Origin of the sequence: Actinophytocola gossypii, from assembly GCF_025165815.1 — a bacterium.
In the GTDB taxonomy this organism is placed as follows: Bacteria; Actinomycetota; Actinomycetes; order Mycobacteriales; family Pseudonocardiaceae; genus Actinophytocola; species Actinophytocola gossypii.
On record NZ_JAFFZE010000010.1, the window covers coordinates 192673 to 211088 of the forward strand.

Annotated in this window: 13 protein-coding genes; 7 read left to right on the forward strand and 6 right to left on the reverse strand. The window is 70.5% G+C overall.

Annotated features, from left to right (window positions below; all coding sequences use genetic code 11):
* Positions 1-49: 49 nt before the first annotated feature.
* The 3 genes from JT362_RS12100 to JT362_RS12110 are packed head-to-tail and all read right to left on the reverse strand — an operon-like array spanning position 50 to position 3232.
* The gene (locus JT362_RS12100; RefSeq protein ID WP_260191225.1) at positions 50-958 is read right to left on the reverse strand and encodes a glycine betaine ABC transporter substrate-binding protein; all 909 of its coding nucleotides are present in this window, start codon (positions 956-958) and stop codon (positions 50-52) included.
* A 46-nt stretch (positions 959-1004) separates the two neighbouring features.
* Positions 1005-1994 carry an ABC transporter permease gene (locus JT362_RS12105; protein WP_260191226.1) on the reverse strand — a complete coding sequence of 330 codons (990 nt, stop codon included), beginning with the start codon at positions 1992-1994 and terminating at the stop codon, positions 1005-1007.
* Complete coding sequence (locus JT362_RS12110) at positions 1991-3232, reverse strand: quaternary amine ABC transporter ATP-binding protein (protein ID WP_311202693.1); 1242 nt, start codon at positions 3230-3232, stop codon at positions 1991-1993. Before JT362_RS12110 ends, JT362_RS12105 begins: the two co-directional genes overlap by 4 nt.
* A gap of 452 nt (positions 3233-3684) precedes the next feature.
* Between JT362_RS12110 and JT362_RS12115 the strand changes: the two genes are divergently transcribed.
* From JT362_RS12115 to JT362_RS12135, 5 genes are all read left to right on the forward strand, one after another.
* Positions 3685-4311 (forward strand): bifunctional 4-hydroxy-2-oxoglutarate aldolase/2-dehydro-3-deoxy-phosphogluconate aldolase, encoded by a 627-nt coding sequence (locus tag JT362_RS12115; protein WP_260191227.1) that lies wholly within the window; start codon positions 3685-3687, stop codon positions 4309-4311.
* Between the two features lie 75 nt (positions 4312-4386).
* Positions 4387-5673: an extracellular solute-binding protein gene (locus JT362_RS12120; protein ID WP_260191228.1), complete on the forward strand. Its 1287-nt coding sequence runs from the start codon at positions 4387-4389 to the stop codon at positions 5671-5673.
* Between the two features lie 2 nt (positions 5674-5675).
* Positions 5676-6611 carry a carbohydrate ABC transporter permease gene (locus tag JT362_RS12125; protein ID WP_375546481.1) on the forward strand — a complete coding sequence of 312 codons (936 nt, stop codon included), beginning with the start codon at positions 5676-5678 and terminating at the stop codon, positions 6609-6611.
* Positions 6608-7441: a carbohydrate ABC transporter permease gene (locus JT362_RS12130; protein WP_260191230.1), complete on the forward strand. Its 834-nt coding sequence runs from the start codon at positions 6608-6610 to the stop codon at positions 7439-7441. Before JT362_RS12125 ends, JT362_RS12130 begins: the two co-directional genes overlap by 4 nt.
* Positions 7438-8928 (forward strand): beta-N-acetylhexosaminidase, encoded by a 1491-nt coding sequence (locus tag JT362_RS12135; protein ID WP_260191231.1) that lies wholly within the window; start codon positions 7438-7440, stop codon positions 8926-8928. The genes JT362_RS12130 and JT362_RS12135 overlap by 4 nt, the downstream gene beginning before the upstream one ends.
* 9 nt (positions 8929-8937) lie before the next feature.
* On the opposite strand, the gene JT362_RS12140 is transcribed toward JT362_RS12135, so the two are convergent.
* The 3 genes from JT362_RS12140 to JT362_RS12150 all read right to left on the reverse strand — a co-directional run bounded on the left by JT362_RS12140 (position 8938) and on the right by JT362_RS12150 (position 15567).
* Positions 8938-11907: a 3-keto-alpha-glucoside-1,2-lyase-like domain-containing protein gene (locus tag JT362_RS12140; RefSeq protein WP_260191232.1), complete on the reverse strand. Its 2970-nt coding sequence runs from the start codon at positions 11905-11907 to the stop codon at positions 8938-8940.
* Positions 11908-12169: 262 nt separating this feature from the next.
* Positions 12170-14332 carry a 3-hydroxyacyl-CoA dehydrogenase NAD-binding domain-containing protein gene (locus tag JT362_RS12145; RefSeq protein ID WP_260191233.1) on the reverse strand — a complete coding sequence of 721 codons (2163 nt, stop codon included), beginning with the start codon at positions 14330-14332 and terminating at the stop codon, positions 12170-12172.
* An 8-nt stretch (positions 14333-14340) separates the two neighbouring features.
* Positions 14341-15567 (reverse strand): acetyl-CoA C-acetyltransferase, encoded by a 1227-nt coding sequence (locus JT362_RS12150; protein ID WP_260191234.1) that lies wholly within the window; start codon positions 15565-15567, stop codon positions 14341-14343.
* Positions 15568-15778: 211 nt separating this feature from the next.
* Between JT362_RS12150 and JT362_RS12155 the strand changes: the two genes are divergently transcribed.
* Together JT362_RS12155 and JT362_RS12160 are read left to right on the forward strand one after the other, a co-directional pair.
* A complete protein-coding gene (locus tag JT362_RS12155; protein ID WP_260191235.1) occupies positions 15779-16996 on the forward strand; it encodes a TetR/AcrR family transcriptional regulator in 1218 nt (405 codons plus the stop codon).
* A gap of 9 nt (positions 16997-17005) precedes the next feature.
* Positions 17006-18415: a cytochrome P450 gene (locus JT362_RS12160; RefSeq protein ID WP_260191236.1), complete on the forward strand. Its 1410-nt coding sequence runs from the start codon at positions 17006-17008 to the stop codon at positions 18413-18415.
* Position 18416: the final 1 nt, after the last annotated feature.

The following is an 18416-nucleotide window of genomic DNA, read 5'->3' on the forward strand; positions in this document are numbered from 1 at the left end:
GGCCCGCACGGACAGGTTCCGTGCGGGCCGCGGTGTCGTGCTGAGCCGGTCAGCCGAGGGTGGACTTCCAGTCGGGGTTGTCCTCGAGCCACTGGGTGATCGCGTCGGCTTCCTTGCCCTCGCCGTACTCGTTGACCACCAGGTCCTCGAGCGTGCCGTACTGCGCGTCGTCCAGCTTGGCCTTGCCCATCATCTCGGCGACCTCGGGGAAGTCCTCGCTGAAGCCCTTGCGGGCCAGCATGTGCAGCGCCTCGGACTCGCCGAGCGCGCCCTTCGGGTCCTCCAGGTCCTTCACCGGAAAGGCGTTGTTGGCCCAGAACGGCCGCCACAGCGTGACCACGATGTCCTGCTTGTCGTCGACCGCCTTCTGCAGCTCGGCGAGCATCGACGTGGTCGACGAGGTGACCAGCTCGTAGTCGCCCTCCAGGCCGTACTCCGGCATCACCGACGTCTTGGTGACCTCGGTCAGGCCGGCGCCCGGCTCGATGCCGATGATCTTGCCGCCGAAGCGGTCCGCGTTGCCGGTCAGGTCCTCGATCGAGTCGATGTCGACGTACTCCGGCACCGCGAAGGTGAGCTTGGCGTTGTCGTAGTACGCGCCGAGGTCCTCGATCTGGTCGCCGTACTGCTCCATGTACGACTTGTGCGTGACCTCCGGCCACGCCGACGGGTAGATGTCCACGTCGCCCTCGGCCAGACCGGTGTAGAGCGGCGCGGCCTCGGACAGCTCCTGGATCTCCACCTGGTAGCCGTCCTCCTCCAGGAGGTTCTTCCACAGGTGCGCGGTGCTCAGGCCGTCGGTCCAGGACGGGATGATGCCCAGGGTGATCTGCTTGGCGTCGCCACCGCCGCCGCCGCTGCTTCCGCCGTCACCGCTGTCGCTCTCGGATCCGCACGCGGCCAGCCCGAAGCTCAGGCCGAGTGCCGCCAGAACCGCACCGACTCGCTTCCCGGTCATCTTTCTCGTCATTCGTCGTCCTCTCGTTTCGTGCACCGTGTGTAGGTCAGGGGGATCCGGTCCTGACGGCTTCCTGGTCGTCGGCGACCTCGGCGGGCGTCTCGTCCGTCGCCGCGGGTTCGGTCCGCGGCCGCGTCGCCCTGGTGCGCAGGGCGCGCAGCAGGCCACGACGCGGGGTACCGGCGGACGCGGTGACCCGGTCGAGGAAGATCGCCAGGATCACCACGGAGATGCCGGCCTCGAACCCGAGCCCGATGTCCAGCCGGGAGATCGAGCTGGTCACCTCGCTGCCGAGGCCGCCGCCGCCGACCAGCCCGGCGATGACCGCCATGGACAGCGCCAGCATGATCACCTGGTTGACGCCGGCCATCACGGTCGGCATCGCGAGCGGCAGCTGGACCTCGCGGAGGATCTGGCGCGGTGTGGCGCCGAACGCGTGCCCGGCCTCCACCACCTCGGCGTCCACCTGGCGGATGCCCAGCTCGGTGAGCCGCACGCCGGGCGGCAGCGCGAAGATGATGGTGGCCACCAGGCCGGCCGGGACGCCGATGCTGAACAGCGTGACCACCGGCACCAGCCAGACGAACGCCGGCATCGTCTGCATCAGGTCCATCACCGGGCGGATGATCCGGCTGAACCGGTCCGAGCGCGCGGCGAGGATGCCGAGTGGGATGGCTATCACCAGCGCCACGATGGTGGCGACCACGATGAGCGCGAGGGTCTCCATCGCGTTCTCCCACTGTTCCATCGAGACGACCAGGGCCATCCCGAGGAGCGTGCCGACCGCGACCTTCCAGTCCCGGACCAGCCAGCTGAGCAGGGCGAACACCGCCGCCAGTACCAGCGCGTTCGGCGCGTTGAGCAGCTCGGCGATCCCGTTCACCGAGTCCTGCATCAGCTCCGCGAGCGTGTCGAAGAACGCGCCGAGGTTCTCCTTGACCCAGTCGAAGGCGTTCTCGATCCAGTCGCCGATGGGCACCCGGGGCACGACCCCGTCGACCCGGTCCTCCCACATGTCCCGCAGCCAGCCGCTCATCGGGCCGCCTCCCCGGTGTGGTCGAGGACCAGCTCGGAGGCCGGATCCGGGGGTTCGGCGGTTTGCGAGATGCTGCCCAGCGCGCTGAGCAGGGTGACCCGGGCGATCACGCCGAGCAGGTGCCGCTCGGCGTCCACGACGGCGATCGGGATGGCGCTGTTCGCCGAGGTGGCGAACAGGTCGGCGACCGCGGTGTCCGGGGAGACGGTGGCCGGCTGCTCCAGCACGCCGGCGAGGTCGTCCCGGCCGGCGGCGACCGCGTCGGCGGCGGCGGACTCGCCGACCACGCCCTGCAGCTTGCGCTTGCGGTCGACCACCATGATCCCGTTGAGCTGGTTCTCCCGCATCAGCCGGTGCGCCGCGCGCGGGCCCGACTCCGCGCCGAGCACGGCGACCGGCTTCTCCATCACCGAGGAGGCGGTGAGGATCCTGGTGCGGTCGACGTCCTGGACGAACTGGGCGACGTAGTCGTTGGCCGGGTCGTTCAGGATGTGCTCGGCGGTGCCCTGCTGCACGATCCGGCCGTCGCGCATCATCGCGATCCGGTCGCCGAGGCGCATCGCCTCGTTCAGGTCGTGGGTGATGAACAGGATGGTCTTGTCCAGGTCGTGCTGCAGCTGGATCAGCTGGTCCTGCATCTCCCGGCGGATCAGCGGGTCGAGCGCGCTGAACGCCTCGTCCATCAGCATGATGTCGGTCTCCGCGGCGAGCGCGCGGGCCAGGCCGACCCGCTGGCGCATGCCGCCGGACAGCTCGCCGGGGAAGGAGCCGCCCCAGCTGCCCAGGCCGACCATGCCCAGGGCCTTCTCGGTGCGTTGCTCGCGGTCCGCGCGGTTCATCCCCCGGACCTTGAGGCCGTAGGCGGCGTTCTCGCCGACCGTGCGGTGCGGCAGGAGGGCGAAGTGCTGGAAGACCATGCTGATCCGCTCGCGGCGGACGTGCCGCAGGCCGCGCGCGTCGAGCTTGGTGATGTCCTGGTCGTCGATGAGGACCTCGCCCGACGTCGGCTCCAGCAGGCCGTTGACCATCCGGATCAGCGTCGACTTGCCGGAACCGGACAGCCCCATGACGACGTAGATCTGCCCGGGATCGACCGAGAAGGAGGCGTCGATGACCGCGGCGGTCAAGCCGTCGGCACGCAGTTCTTCACGGGTGGCGCCGTCCCGCAATCGGGCGACCGCACGGTGCGGGCGGCGGCCGAAGACCTTGTAGATCTCGGACAGCTCGATCAATGGCACTGGCAGGTTCACCTCTCGGGGGTGGACGCCACTCTTGCCGTAGACGTCCTCGGAGCGGTCCGGTCCGGCTCCGGACAGTGACGACCGGGCCGAACCACGCATGGCAACCTAACAAGTCCGACAGCGACGGGCAGTCACCCGGGCAGGCCGTTACGGCCCTGTAGCTAGCGCGGACCACGGCTTCACCACTTTGGGTCGTCAAAGGACCCCGCTGGGTCACTGGATCACGCAGTGTTTCCAGCTGGCGGCGTCGGTGAAACCACCCGTTTGCCGTGCGTACGGCCGGAGGATCGATCCGACGTGACGCGGGGCACGCCATCGTTGATCACGGAAACGACACAATATGGTCTACCGGTCGGAGTGCGAGCGAAAACACGGGTGAGTCCGGACCCGGCGGACAATTCGGGTCGCACTTCCACTCAGGACGAATTCCGTTCGACCAGGAGGCAACAATGGACCTGCTCGCCGAGCTGACCGCCCGCCGTGCGTTGTGCATCATTCGCGCGCCGGCCATTCCCGACCCGGTCGGGCTCGCCGGAACGCTCGTCGACGCCGGGCTGCCGATCGTCGAGTTCGCGTTGACCACGCCGGACGCGCCCCGGCTCATCGAGCGGGCGTCCGGAGTGGACGGTCTGGTTCTCGGGGCCGGCACGGTCATGTCGGCGGCCGACGCGCGGGACGCCATCAACGCCGGGGCGCGGTTCCTGCTCACGCCCGGGCTGCGGCCCGAGGTGGCCGCGGAGGCGGTCCGGCAGCGCGTTCCGGTCGTACTGGGGGCGATGACGCCGACGGAGGTCGCGGCCGCCGTGGATCTCGGGGCCACCGCGGTCAAGGTGTTCCCCGCCGCCCGGCTCGGGCCGGCGTACTTCGGCGACCTGCACGGGCCCTACCCGAACGTGCCGCTCGTCGCCACCGGTGGGGTCACCACGGACAACGCGGCCGAGTTCCTCGCCGGGGGCGCGCTCGCGGTCACGGCCGGGAGCGGCGTCGTGGGGCCGGCGCTCGCCGCCGAGTCGCGGTTCGACGAGGTGGCCGAGCGGGCCCGCGGGTTCGTCGCGGCGGTGGGGGGCGCGCGCTGAGATTGGTTTAGACCTTGTGCGGATCCCCTGGGGCGCAATAGCATCGAGGACGCCAGACCGAACGGGGGTCCGACGATGCTCAAGCGTGCCATCGCCGCGGCGGCGATCGTCGCCACGGCCGTCGCGTGTGCTCCGCCGCAGGCCGACACCACCGACGAGGGCGCCGACCGGAGCTCCGGCGAGCTGAAGGTCTGGCTGTTCCAGGAGGCCAGCAACGGTCCCAAGGAGGACGTCGTCGACCAGGCGATCGCCGAGTTCGAGGCCGCCCACGACGACGTGAAGGTCAACGTCGAGTACCTCCCGGTCGACGGCCGCGCCAGCCGGTTCAACGGCGCCTTCAACGACCCGGACAGCGCCCCGGACGTCGCCGAGTTCGGCAACACCGACCTCGCCGGCTATGTCGCCTCGAACGGGTTCGCCGACCTCAGCGGCGACCTGGACCAGTGGCCGGATGCGGCCGACCTGGTCCCCGAGGTGCTCGACACCGCGAAGATCGACGGCAGGACCTACGGCGTCCCCTGGTTCACCGGCACCCGGGCGCTCTACTACCGGACCGACGTCTTCACCGAGCTGGGGCTCGAGCCGCCGGCCACGCTCGCCGAGCTGACCACGACGGCGCGCGCGATCCGCGCGGCGAAACCCGACATGTACGGGATCGCGGTCGGCGGCAAGTACCTGTTCGCCCTGCTGCCCTACGTCTGGGCAAACGGCGGCGACATCGCCGAACGGGACGGCGACGCGTGGTCGGCCACCATCGACACCCCGGAGGCACGCGCCGGGCTCGCCCAGTACGCGGAGCTGCTCCGGCCCGACATCTGCCCGCCGGCCCAGTGCGCGCAGCTCACCGGCAGCCAGACGGTGGCCGCGTTCGCCGGCGGCAAGGCGGCGATGGCCATCGGCGGTGACTTCAACCGGGCGGCCGTGGACGCGGGAGCGGTCAAGGACGACTACGCGGTGGTTCCGTTGCCCGGCACCGAACCCGGCTCGATCGCACCCGCGTTCGCCGGCGGCAACCTGCTCGGCGTGTTCGGCTCAAGCGAGCGGCGCACGCTCGGCTGGGAGTTCGTCACGCTCCTCGGCGGCAAGGAGTACCAGCGGAAGATGTACGACGCCATGGGCACCATGCCGACGTTCGCCGACGTGCAGGACGAGATCGCCATTGACGACCCGTTCCTGGCGCCGTTCATCGAGACCGTCCAGGCCGGCACCCGGTTCGTGCCGGCCACCCCGGCGTGGACGCGGATCGACGCGCAGGCCGTGTTGCCCACCGCCGTGCAGCAGGTCGCCACCGGCCGGCAGGACGTCGACACCGCCACCTCGGCCGCCGCGGCCGAGATGGACGCGGCCTTCGCGGGCTCGTAGGAGTGGTGCTCCCCCAGGTCACCCCTGCCGCGCCGGGCGTCCGCACCCGACCGGCGCGGCGGGGGCCCCAGCGTGGCCAGGCACGCGCGGCGGCGCTCTACCTGCTGCCCACCTCGGTGATCCTGCTCGGTCTGCTGGCGTATCCGCTTTACCAGCTCGTGGTCATCTCGTTCTACGACTACGGGCAGCCGCAGGCGTCCGGCGCGGCGCCATTGGTGTTCCTCGGTTTCGACAACTACGTCACCCTGCTCGGTGACCCGCAGTTCTGGGACGTGCTGGCCGCGACCGTGGTGTTCGCCGCGGTGTGCGTGGTCGGCAGCCTGCTCGTCGGGACGGCGCTGGCGGTGCTGGCGAGCCGGGCGAACCCGCTGCCGCGCATGCTGCTGTTCCTGGCCGCGCTCGGCGCGTGGGCGACGCCGGCCATGGCCGGCTCGTACGTGTGGCTGTTCATGTTCGACCAGGACTTCGGGATCGTCAACGAGGTGCTCGGGCTGGCCGGCCACTCCTGGACGTTCGAGCGGTTCTCCGCGTTCGGGCTGGTGGCGGCGGAGATCGTCTGGTGCTCGTTCCCGTTCGTCATGGTGACGATGTACGCGGGGATCAAGGCGATCGCGCCGGAGGTGCTGGAGGCGGCGGCGCTGGACGGCGCGTCGGCCACCCGCACGGCGACGTCGGTGATCCTGCCGATCCTGCGGCCACTGCTGATGATCGCCACGATCCAGTCGATCATCTGGGACTTCAAGGTGTTCACCCAGATCTATGTGATGACGGGCGGCGGCGGGGTGGCGGGGCAGAACCTGGTGCTGAACGTGTTCGCCTACCAGAAGGCGTTCGCGGGCGAGCAGTACGGGCTCGGCGCGGCGATCGGCGTGGTGATGACCGTGCTGCTGCTGTCGATCACCGGGCTGTACGTGCGGGCGCAGCGGAGGACGTCGTGAGAAAACGGGCGGCGGATCTGGCGTGCGTGCTGATCGCGCTCGTGGTGGCGTTCCCGCTGTACTGGATGGTGCTCTCCGCGCTCAAACCGGCCGGCGAGATCCAGGCGGCCGACCCGAGGCCGTGGACGCTCGCGCCCACGCTGGACAGCTTCCGCCGGGTGCTCGCGGTGGAGGACTTCGGGCTGTACTTCCTGAACAGCCTGGTGGTCGCGGTGGCGGTGGTGGCGCTGTCGCTGGTGGCGTCGTTCCTCGCGGCGGTCGCGCTGACCCGGTTCCGGTTCCGCGGCCGGACCGTGCTGCTGGTCATGCTGCTGGTGGCGCAGATGGTGCCGGTGGAGGCGCTGACGATCCCGCTGTTCTTCCTGGTGCGCTCGTTCGGCGACGTGGTGCCGGCGGTCGGGCTGAACGAGCTTGGCTCGCTGGTGCTGGTGCACCTGGCGTTCAGCCTGCCGTTCGCGATCTGGATGTTGCGCGGGTTCGTCGCCGCGGTGCCCGACGACCTGGAGGAGGCGGCCGCACTCGACGGGGCATCGCGGTTCCGGTTCACCTGGCAGGTGCTGTTCCCACTGGTCGCGCCGGGCCTGGTGGCCGCGAGTGTGGTGTCGTTCATCCACGCCTGGAACGACTTCCTGTTCGCCAAGACGTTCCTGATCTCCGGAACGGACAACCGCACGCTCCCGCTCGGGCTGCTGGTGTTCTTCAAGCCGGAGGAGCAGGACTGGGGCGCGATCATGGCCGGGGCGACGCTGATGACCGTCCCGGTGCTGGTGTTCTTCGTCGCCGTGCAACGGCATCTGGTGTCCGGACTCGGAGGTGCGGTGAAGGGATGACTTCGCTCGACGGCCTGCTCCCCCGCCCGGTCCGGGTGCGGCCCGCGACGGGCACCTACCGGTTCACCTCGGACCGTGTCCCGTCCCACGTGTCCACTGTGGTCAGCATCGACCCGGCGATTCCTCGCGAGGGCTACCGGGTCTCGATCACGCCGGACGGGGTCACCACGGCCGCCGCGGACCCGGCCGGCGCGTTCCACGCCGAGACCACCCTGCGCCAACTGCTCGGCCCGGACGCGTACCGCGCCGCGAACATCCACGATGGACCGTGGGAGCTGCCCTGCGGCGAGATCGAGGACCACCCGAGGTTCCGCTGGCGGGGCTGCCTGCTGGACGTGGCACGGCACTTCATGCCGAAGGCCGGCGTGTTCCGGTTCCTCGACCTGATGGCCGCGCACCGGCTGAACGTGCTGCACCTGCACCTGACCGACGACCAGGGCTGGCGGATCGAGGTGCCGGAGTACCCCAGGCTCACCGAGGTCGGCTCGTGGCGGCACGGCTCGTGGGTCGGCCGCCAGCCGGACGGCACCACCGAGCACGACGGCCGCCCGCACGGCGGCTACTACACCACCGACGACCTGCGGGAGATCGTCGCCTACGCGGCGGACCGGCACGTCACCGTGGTGCCCGAGGTGGACGTGCCGGGGCACAGCCAGGCCGCGATCGCCGCGTACCCGTGGCTCGGCGTCACCGGCGCGGCGCTGGAGGTGCGCACCGGTTGGGGCGTCAGCGACAACCTGCTGAGCCCGACCGACGAGACGCTCGACTTCTACCGCCGGGTGCTCACCCACGTGGCGTCGGTGTTCCCGAGCGAGGTGATCTGCGTCGGCGGCGACGAGGTACCGGTCACCCAGTGGGAGGCGAGCCCGGTCGCCCGCGACCGGGCCGCCGAGCTGGGCCTGCCGTCGGTGACGGGTTTGCACGGCTGGTTCGTCGGCCGACTGAGCGCGCACCTGGCGACGTTGGGCCGTCGGACCCTCGCCTGGGACGAGGTGCTCGACACCGGCGAGGTCGCCCGCGACACGATCGTCGGCGCCTGGCGCGGCGAGGACCTCGGCGTCCGCGCCGCGACGGCCGGCCACGACGTGCTGATGTGCCCGGAGCAGGAGGTCTACCTGGACCACCGCCAGTCCGACCACCCGGACGAGCCGATCCCGGTCGGCTTCCACCGCACACTGTCCGACGTGTACGCCTACGACCCCGCGCCGCCGACCGTGCCGGTGGAGCGGGTGCTGGGCGCGCAGGCGCAGGTGTGGACCGAGCACCTGGACAGCCAGCGCCGGGTCGACTACGCCGCCTTCCCCCGGCTGGCGGCGTTCGCGGAGGTCGTGTGGTCGCCGCCGGCGGGCCGCTCGTTCGCCGAGTTCGAGCGCCGGCTGGACCGCCACCACCTGCCCCGCCTCGACGCGCTCGGCGTCGAGTACCGGCCGCGCTCCGGCCCGCACCCGTGGCAGACCCGGCCGGGCGTGCCCGGCCGGGTCCGCTGAGCGCGGTGGTCAGCGCCGTTCGATCCAGATGTTGCGGAACCTCGGGTTCTCCCCCGGGTCACCGTGGTCCTGCAGCTTGATGTGACCCGGTGCCGGGCCCTCCGGCTTGCCGTTCCCGGTCTTGTCCTCGATGGCGACGTCGCGGTGCACCAGCCTGCCGTTCCACCACAGGGTCACCCGGGCGTCCGCGATCTTGGTCCCGTCACTGCTGTAGCGGGCGGCCTGGAACAGGATGTCGTAGGTCTGCCACCTGCCAGACGGCCGCGCCGCGTTCACGTCCGGGGCCTTCTGCCGGTAGATCGCACCGGCGTCGTCGTCCTTCGGCGGCCTGGCTCCGAAGGACTCCAGGATCTGCAGCTCGTACCGCTCCTGGATGTAGACACCGCTGTTGCCCCTGGCCTGCCCGGTGACGTCCGGCGGGTAGTGCGGCTGGTACCACTCGACGTGCATCCGGAAGTCGTCGAACTTCTCCCTGGTGCGGATGTCGCCGCCGAGCGACTCCATCGAGCCGTTCGCCACCGGCCAGTCCGCCGCGCTGCCGTCGGTCGACTCCCAGGCGTCGAGGTCGGTGCCGTCGAACAGTTGGATCCGCTTCGTCGGCTCGACCGTGAGGTAGTCGAGGTTGACGTGGCCGTCGTCCCTCGGCTCGTACACGTACCCGATCGTGTTCTCACCCCGGCGCAGCGGCACCGACTCGATGTGCGTCGCCCACTTGTTCCAGGCACCCGTGCTGGGCAGCCAGACCTGCTTGACCTTCCTGCCGTTGACGTACAGGCTCATCGCCTTGGCCTGCGGACCCGGGTCGTCGGGGTTGACACCGTTCGCGTAGCGCAGGGCGACGTCGTGCCGGCCGGCCCGGTCGGTGCGGACGGAGAAGGTGGTGCTGGTGCCGACCTCCCAGTTGCGGTCGATGAAGCCGGCGCCGGAGTAGCCGGTGTGGTTGTCGTTGAACCCGGTGCCGCCGGCGAGCCGCGCGGACTCCGCCTCGTACACCTCGGGTGCCTCCGTGCCGTCGGCCAGCCTGGTCAGGGTGTACCACGCCTCGGTGCTCCACAGCTCGGCCCCGGACTCCGCGGCGAACGGGCGCGGGGAGTGCACGTGCACCACCCGGCCGGGCAGCAGACCGTCGATCTTCAGCGTGACGGTCCTGCGGTCCGCGGACAGGGTCGCCGAGGTGACGTCGAGTTCCTCCTCGTCGACCTTCGGACCGCCGTACCGAGGGGTCGGCACGTACCGCCACTGCGCCGCGTTGTACTTCGACGCCAGGTCCTGGGCGGTCTCGCCGGACAGCGGCTGGGTGTACTCGAGCTCGAAGCCGCCGTCGACGGCCCGCATGGCGTGGATGTCGAAGGCGTCCTCGTCACTGAGGGAGAGCTTCTGCAGGCCGTACTTGAGCTTGCCCGCCTGGCCCCAGTTGCCCTGCCAGCCGATGCCGCCGGTGTAGATCGCACCGTCCGGGCCGAGCGAGATCCGGCTCACGCCCGACTCCAGGCCCTGCGTCATGCGGAACACCGCGCCCTGGTACTCGCCGCCGACCTTCTCCAGGTACGCCCGCTGCAGGCCGCCGTAGGTCACGTCGCCGAAGACCATCTGGCCGGCGAACGGGCCGTCGGGCAGCACCAGCGGGTTGCTCGGCGAGTTGGAGATCTCGCCGTGCGGCAGCCAGAGCACCGGCTCGGTGGCCGGCTGGTCGTCGTACACGCCGTCGGGGTTGGTGTGGTGGCCGTAGAAGGCGCCCTCCTTGATCCGCACCAGCTTCGACGTCGGCACGTACGCGCCCTGGTTGTCGGTGACGAAGATGTCGCCCTCCGGACCCCAGCCGATGCCGTTCGGCGTGCGCAGCCCGCCGGCCAGGAAGGTCACCTCGCCGGTCTTCTTGTTGACCTTGAGGGTGGAGCCGCGGTTCAGCACCGGCTGCGGGTCGGCGGTCGCGCCGCCGGGAACCATCGCGATGCCCGTGGTGAGGTAGAAGTACCCCTTCCGGTACAGCAGGCCGAACGCGAACTCGTGGTAGTTGCCGCCGAACGGCCAGGTGGCGATCGTGCGGTACTCGTCGGTGACCTCGTCACCGGTCTTGTCGATCAGCGCGGTGAGCCCGTGCTTCTCGGACACGTAGAGGGTGCCGTCGACGTACTTGATGCCCATCGGCTCCTGCAGGTCCGAGGCGATCCGCTTGGTCGTCACCTTCGACGGGTCGGTGTTCCCGGTGACGTTGTCCAGCAGGTACACCTCGCCGATGATCGACTCCCGGTCGCCGCCCCAGGTGGAGATGGCCAGCCGGCCGTCCGGCAGCCAGTCCATGCCGGTGACCTGCGGCTCGAAGCCCTCGGGGCGCAGGTTGGTCAGCTGGTAGTCGGGGTGCACGTCGACCAGCGGCAGGCCGTCGCCCGGCGACTCGGTGACGCCCTCGCACTCCTTGCGGCCGGGTGAGGTGACCCGGGTGACCTCGGCGTCGGTGCTCAGCGCCGAGGTGGGCACGACGGTGAACCCGTCCGCGCCCGGCGGCTGCCACTGCAGGGTGAGCTGCTGGTCGAAGTCGCCGTCCCAGTGGTCGATGCGGAACGGGTGCAGGCCCTCGGTGAGGTCGACCGAGCCGTCCTTGGGCGTGGGGCCGTGCACGCCGCCGTTGTCGATGATCTCGTCGCCGTCGACGATCAGCCGGGAGCCGTCGTCGCTGATCAGGCGGAAGACGTAGGTGCCGGCGGTGTCGATGTCGAGGTAGCCGGTGACCTCGGTGACGAACCGGTCCGCGATCCCGAACTGGTCGGTGTCCGACCAGTCGATCGTCGGCATCAGCTTGTCGATGTTGGGGGTCTGGAAGGGCTTGAGGGTGCAGAAGTCCTCCAGCGGCACCTGCACGTCGAACACCCGCATCGTCACCCCGGGTTCCTGGGGCGGGATGTCGGGCTGTGCGGTGGCCTGGCCAGGGACTATCGAGACTGCCAGCAGTCCTGCGAGCAGGGCGACGAACGGCCGCATGGGCCTCCTCCTTGAGGGCCGAGGCGGCCGGTGCTCGGGGGTGCGCGACAGCCGCCAGCTCACAGTGAAGGACGACTTTCGCCAAAAGACAACATCAGGAAAGCGTTTTCCTGACAAAGTCAAACGTTTGCCGCAACGCCCTCCGCCGGACGGCCGAGCACGGGACCCGGATCCGCGTTTCGTTCAGTGGCCGAACAAGCTCCCGGACACGACGATGCCGCCGTCACCCGGGAGGGCGACGGCGGCATCGGTCGAGCGCGGTCTACTCGATGATCTCGCCCTTCTCCGCCTTCTCCACCAGCGACGCCGGCGGGCGGAACTGGTCGCCGTAGCGGTCGGCGAGCTCGTTGGCGCGGGCCACGAAACCGGCCACGCCCCCGGCGTAGTTGTTGATGTACTGGATCACGCCGCCGGTCCACGGCGGGAAGCCGATGCCCATGATCGAGCCGATGTTGGCGTCCGGCACGGAGCGCAGCACGCCCTCGTCGAAGCACTTCACCGTCTCCAGCGCCTCGGCGAAGAGCATCCGCTCCTGCATGTCCTGGAACGGGATCTCGTGGCCCGGCTTGGTGTAGTGCTCCAGCAGCCCCGGCCACAGGCCGACCCGCTTGCCGTCCTCGTAGTCGTAGAAGCCGGCGCCGGACGAGCGGCCCTTGCGGTCGAACTCCTCGACCATCCGGTCCACCAGCGGCTCGGACGGGTGCACGACCCACTCACCACCGGCGGCCTCGACGCCCGCCTTGGTCTCCTTGCGGATCTTCTGCGGCAGGGTCAGGGTCAGCTCGTCGAGCAGCTGCAGCGGCGGGGCGGGGTACCCGGCCTGCGAACCGGCCTGCTCCACCGACGCCGGGTGCACGCCCTCGGCGACCATGGCGACCGCCTCGTTGATGAACGTGCCGATCACCCGGCTGGTGAAGAACCCGCGCGAGTCGTTGACCACGATCGGGGTCTTCTTGATCTGCTGCGCCACGTCGAACGCCTTGGCCAGCGCCGCGTCGCTGGTGCGCTCGCCGACGATGATCTCCAGCAGCGGCATCTTGTCGACCGGCGAGAAGAAGTGCAGGCCGATGAAGTCCTCCTGCCGCTTCACCCCCTCGGCGAGGCCGGTGATCGGCAGCGTCGAGGTGTTCGACCCGAGCAGCGCGTCCGGCTCGACGACGTCCTCGATCTCGGCGAACACCTTGTGCTTGAGCTCGGGGCTCTCGAACACGGCCTCGATCACCAGGTCGCAGCCGGCCAGGTCCTCGGCCTTGTCGGTGGGGTGGATGCGGGCCAGGGTCTCGTCGGCCTTCTCCCGGGTGGTCTTGCCCCGGGACACGGCCTTGTCGAACAGCTTGACCGAGTAGTCCTTGCCCTTGTTCGCCGCCTCGGCGGAGACGTCCTTGAGCACGACCTCCATGCCGCCGCGCGCGCACACGTAGGCGATGCCGGCGCCCATCATGCCGGCGCCGAGCACGCCGACCTTGCGGGCGGTGTACTTCTCGAAGCCGTCCGGGCGCGAGCCGCCGGAGTTGATGTGCTGCAGGTCGAAGAAGAACGCCTTGATCATGTTCTTGGCGATCGGTCCGGTCATCAGCTCGACCAGGTAGCGCGACTCGATCACCAGCGCGGTGTCGATGTCGACCTGCGCGCCCTCGATCGCCGCGGCCAGGATCGCCTTGGGGGCTGGCATGTTCGCGCCCTTGAGCTGCTTGCGTAGGTTCGCCGGGAACGCCGGCAGGTTGGCCGCGAACGACGGGCTGGACGGCGAGCCGCCGGGGATCTTGAAGCCCTTGACGTCCCACGGCTGCGCGGCCTCGGGGTTGGCCCTGATCCACTCCTTGGCCTTCGGCAGCAGCTCGTCCACACCGGACACCAGCTCGTCCACCAGGCCCAGCTCCAGCGCCTTGGCCGGCTTGTGCCGCTGGCCCTGCAGCAGCACGTTCAGCAGCGCGTTCTGGATGCCGAGCAGCCGCACGGTCCGGGAGATCCCACCGGCGCCGGGCAGCAGGCCGAGCGTCACCTCCGGGGTGCCGATCTGCGAGCCCTTGACGTCGGCGGCGATCCGGTGGTGGCAGGCCAGGGTGATCTCGCAGCCGCCGCCGAGCGCGGCGCCGTTGATCGCGGCGACGACCGGGCGGCCGAGCGTCTCCAGCCGGCGCAGGTGGGACTTGATCGTGGTGATGTGCTCGAAGACGGTCTTGGCGTCCTCGGGCCGGGTCTGGATCATGTCCTTGAGGTCGCCGCCGGCGAAGAACGTCTTCTTCGCCGAGGTGATCACCACGCCGGTGATGTCGTCCTTCTCCGCCTCCAGCCGGTCGACGGTGGCCGCCATCGACTCGGCGTAGGCGCGGTTCATCGTGTTCGCCGACTGGTTCGGGTCGTCCAGGGTGAGGACGACGATCCCGTCGGCGTCCTTCTCCCAGCGAATGGTGTTGGTGGTCATTGGCTTCCTTACACGCGCTCGATGAGGGTCGCGACGCCCATGCCGCCGCCGATGCAGAGGGTGACCAGCGCCCGGCGCGCGTCCCGGCGCTCCAGCTCGTCGACCATGGTGCCGAGGATCATCGCGCCGGTGGCGCCGAGCGGGTGGCCCATCGCGATCGCGCCGCCGTTGACGTTCAACTTCTCGCTGGGGATGTTCAGCTTCTTCTGGTAGTTCAGCACCACCGAGGCGAACGCCTCGTTCAGCTCGAACAGGTCGATGTCCTCGACGGTCAGCCCGGTCCTGGCGAGCAGCTTCTCGGTGGCCGGGATCGGGCCGGTGAGCATGATCGTCGAGTCGGCGCCGGAGGTGGCGGTGGCGACGATCCTGGCGCGCGGGGTCAGGCCCATCGCGGTGCCGGCGGCCTCGCTCGCGACCAGCACCAGGCCGGCGCCGTCGACGATGCCGGAGGAGTTGCCCGGCGAGTGCACGTGGTCGATCTTCTCCACGTGATGGTACTTCTGCAGCGCCACCGCGTCGAAGCCACCCATGTCGCCGATGGCCGCGAACGACGCCGGCAGCTTGCCCAGGGTCTCCACGGTCGACTCTGGCCGCATGTGCTCGTCGCGGTCGAGGACGGTGAGCCCGTTCTGGTCGACCACGGGGATCACGGACTTGTCGAAGTAGCCGCCGGCCCAGGCCTTGGCCGCGCGCTGCTGGGAGGACACCGCGTAGGCGTCGACGTCCTCGCGGGAGAAGCCCTCGATGGTGGCGATCAGGTCGGCGCCGATGCCCTGCGGCACGAAGTAGGTGTCGTAGGCGGTGGCCGGGTCCATGGCCCAGGCGCCGCCGTCGGTGCCCATCTTGACCCGGGACATCGACTCGACGCCGCCGCCGATGACGACCTCGTCCCACCCGGAGCGCACCTTCTGCGCAGCGATGTTGACGGCTTCCAGGCCCGAGGCGCAGAAGCGGTTGAGCTGCACGCCCCCGACCGTGTCGGGCAGCCCGGCGGCGATGGCCGCGGTCTTGGCGATGTCGCTGCCCTGGTCGCCGATCGGGGTGACCACGCCGAGCAGCAGGTCGGACACCCGGTCCAGGTCCAGCGTGGGGTTGCGCTTGCGCAGCTCGTCGAGCAGGCCGACGACGAGCGAGATGGGCTTGGTCCCGTGCAGGGAGCCGGTGTTCTTGCCCCGGCCGCGCGGGGTGCGGATGGCGTCGTAGACGAAGGCTTCGGTTGGGGCGTCGGTAGGCACGCTCAGCGTCCTCTCCTGGTGCTAATCCTCATTAACATGTTGGCACCGTCTCCGTGGTTGTCAACGACTCGCACGGCAAATAGTGGCGCGGGCAACACCGGGTCGTCCCCCAGGCTAATCGTCGCTCACATGTCGGCCCGGATCGGCCGATTGCCAACGGCTTCGACGCTCGTCTACCGTCGCAAACGACGCTTCACTTCGGGAGGATGTGGTGACCGTCCGTCGACCACGCAACCGGAAGGCGCAGCTCGCCGACGCGGCGGCGGAGCTGTTCAGCAAGCGCGGCTACCACCAGGTGAGCGTCAACGACATCGCCGCCGCGGCCGGGGTCACCGGGCCCGCGGTGTACCGGCACTTCCGCGGCAAGCAGGACATCCTGGCGCATGTGCTGCTGTCCGGCATGGACGTCTTCGGCCTGGTCACCGAGGAGGCGCTGGCCGAACCGGGGACCCCGAACGAGCAGCTCGACGCCCTGCTGCGGGCGGTCGCCGCGCTGGCCGTCGACCGGCGCGAGGTGACCGCGCTCTGGCGGTGGGAGGGCCGTCACCTCGACCGGGCCGACCAGACCAAGATCCGGCACCGCGGCGGCGACCTGATGGCCCGGTGGGGTGTCACGCTGCGTGACGCGCGCCCGGACCTGTCCCCCGCCGACGCCGAGCTGCTGTGCTGGGCGGCGCTGAGCGTGTTCGGTTCGGTGTCGGTGCACCACGTGAGCCCGCCGCGCCGCCGGTTCGAGGCGCTGCTCGCGACCCTGGGCCGAGCCGTGCTCGACTGGCCGGTCCCGGCCGGCGCCGAGCCGCCGGCGCCGGCCCCGCTCGCGTCCTGGCAGCGGGTGACGGCGCCGTCCTCGCGGCGGGAGGAACTGCTCGCCGCGGCCACCCGGCTGTTCCGCGACCACGGGTACCACGCGGTGTCGATGGAGGACATCGGCGCGGCGGCCGGGATCGCGGGGCCGAGCATCTACCGGTACTTCCCCGGCAAGGCGGCCATCCTGGTGGCGGCCGGCTACCGGATGGGCGACCGGCTGGCGCGGACGGCCGAGGCAGCCATCGGGGACGCCGCCGACCCGGCCGACGCGCTCGCCCGGCTGGCCGCGTCCTATGTGGACACCGTACTGCGGTCGGACAACCTGATGGCCACGTTCGCCGGCGAGTTGGGCAACCTGCCGGACCGCGACCGCAAGGAACTGGTGCGCGTACAACGGGACTACGTGGCGCAGTGGGTGCGCCTGGTCCGCACTGTCGCACCCGGACTGTCCGAACCGGACGCCCGAGTGACCGTGCACGCGGCCCTGACCATCGTCAACGACCTCGCGCGCACGCCGCGCGTCCTCGCCCGCCCCCGGATCGCCGCCGAGCTGACCTCGCTCGCGGAGACAGTGTTGTCGGCGCGGAGCGGGAGCGAAGCGACCATTCGACACAGGAAGTAGGTGCTCGTCATGTCCACCGCGGTTCGTGCTCCCTACGCCCTCGACCGGAACCCGCTGGACGAGTGGCTGTTCCGCAAGGAATGGCCGCTGCGCGACCTCGCCACGCCGCCGGCGGGCAGCGGGCTCCGGCCGGTGCCGGGCGACGCCGGCCTCCCGGTGCTCGGGCACAGCCTGGAGATGCTGCGCCTCGGCCTCGACTACGCCATGCGCAGGTACCGCACGATCGGCCCGGTGTCCTGGGCCCGCGCGTTCGGCGTGCGCGTGGTGTCGGCGTCCGGCCCGGAGGCGACCCAGGTGGTGCTGGCGAACCGGGACAAGGCGTACTCGCAGCAGGGGTGGGAGTACTTCATCGGCCCGTTCTTCAACCGGGGCCTGATGCTGCTCGACTTCGACGAGCACCTCTACCACCGCAGGCTGATGCAGCTCGCCTTCACCGCGGACCGGCTGTCCGGGTATATGGGGCGGGTCGGCGAGGTCGTGCGGAGCGGCGTGGACACCTGGCGCCCGGGCGACCGGTTCCCGGTCTACCGCGCGCTCAAGCAGCTGACCCTGGACGTGGCCACGACGATCTTCATGGCGTCCTCGATGGGTGCCGACAGCGACCGGCTGACCAGGGCGTTCGTCGACACGGTGCGTGCCGGCACCGCGCTGGTCCGGCTGCCGGTCGGCCGGTGGGGCGCCGGCCTGCGCGGCCGGCGGATGCTGGAGGACTACTTCCGCGGCGCGCTGCCGGCCAAGCGCGCCTCGGACTCCGACGACCTGTTCGCCGCCCTGTGCCACGCCAGGACCGACGACGGCGAGACGTTCAGCGACGAGGACGTCGTCAACCACATGATCTTCCTGATGATGGCCGCGCACGACACGTCGACGATCGCGACCTCCGCGCTGGTGTACTACCTCGGCAAGCACCCGGAGTGGCAGGACAGGGCCCGCGCGGAGTCCCTGGCGCTGGGCGACGAGCCGCTGACCGTCGAGTCGCTGGCCGCGCTGCCGACCCTGGACCTGGTCCTCAAGGAGTCGATGCGCCTGGTCGCGCCGGTGCCGTGGATGGTCCGCAAGACGGTGCGGGACACCGACCTGCTCGGCCACCACGTGCCGGCGGGCGTGATCGTGGTGACGTTGGCGTGGCTCAACCACATGCTGCCGGAGCACTGGTCGAACCCGTTCGAGTTCGACCCCGACCGCTTCGACGAGGACCGCCGCGAGGACAAGTCCCACCGGTTCGCGTACATGCCGTTCGGCGGCGGGGTGCACAAGTGCATCGGCATGCACTTCGGCACCTACGAGGTGAAGACCCTGGCGCACGAGCTGCTCCGCCGCTTCGAGTGGACGGTGCCGGACGGGTACGAGGTCCGCTGGGACCCGACCGCGCTGCCGCTGCCGAAGGACGGCCTGCCGATCTCCCTGCGCCGCAGGTAGC

Excerpts from the sequence above, each read along its gene's own strand:
- JT362_RS12100 (WP_260191225.1), bottom strand. The coding sequence starts at position 958 with ATGACCGGGAAGCGAGTCGGTGCGGTTCTGGCGGCACTCGGCCTGAGC.
- JT362_RS12105 (WP_260191226.1), bottom strand. The coding sequence starts at position 1,994 with ATGAGCGGCTGGCTGCGGGACATGTGGGAGGACCGGGTCGACGGGGTC.
- JT362_RS12115 (WP_260191227.1), top strand. The coding sequence starts at position 3,685 with ATGGACCTGCTCGCCGAGCTGACCGCCCGCCGTGCGTTGTGCATCATT.
- JT362_RS12120 (WP_260191228.1), top strand. The coding sequence starts at position 4,387 with ATGCTCAAGCGTGCCATCGCCGCGGCGGCGATCGTCGCCACGGCCGTC.
- JT362_RS12135 (WP_260191231.1), top strand. The coding sequence starts at position 7,438 with ATGACTTCGCTCGACGGCCTGCTCCCCCGCCCGGTCCGGGTGCGGCCC.
- JT362_RS12140 (WP_260191232.1), bottom strand. The coding sequence starts at position 11,907 with ATGCGGCCGTTCGTCGCCCTGCTCGCAGGACTGCTGGCAGTCTCGATA.
- JT362_RS12145 (WP_260191233.1), bottom strand. The coding sequence starts at position 14,332 with ATGACCACCAACACCATTCGCTGGGAGAAGGACGCCGACGGGATCGTC.
- JT362_RS12160 (WP_260191236.1), top strand. The coding sequence starts at position 17,006 with ATGTCCACCGCGGTTCGTGCTCCCTACGCCCTCGACCGGAACCCGCTG.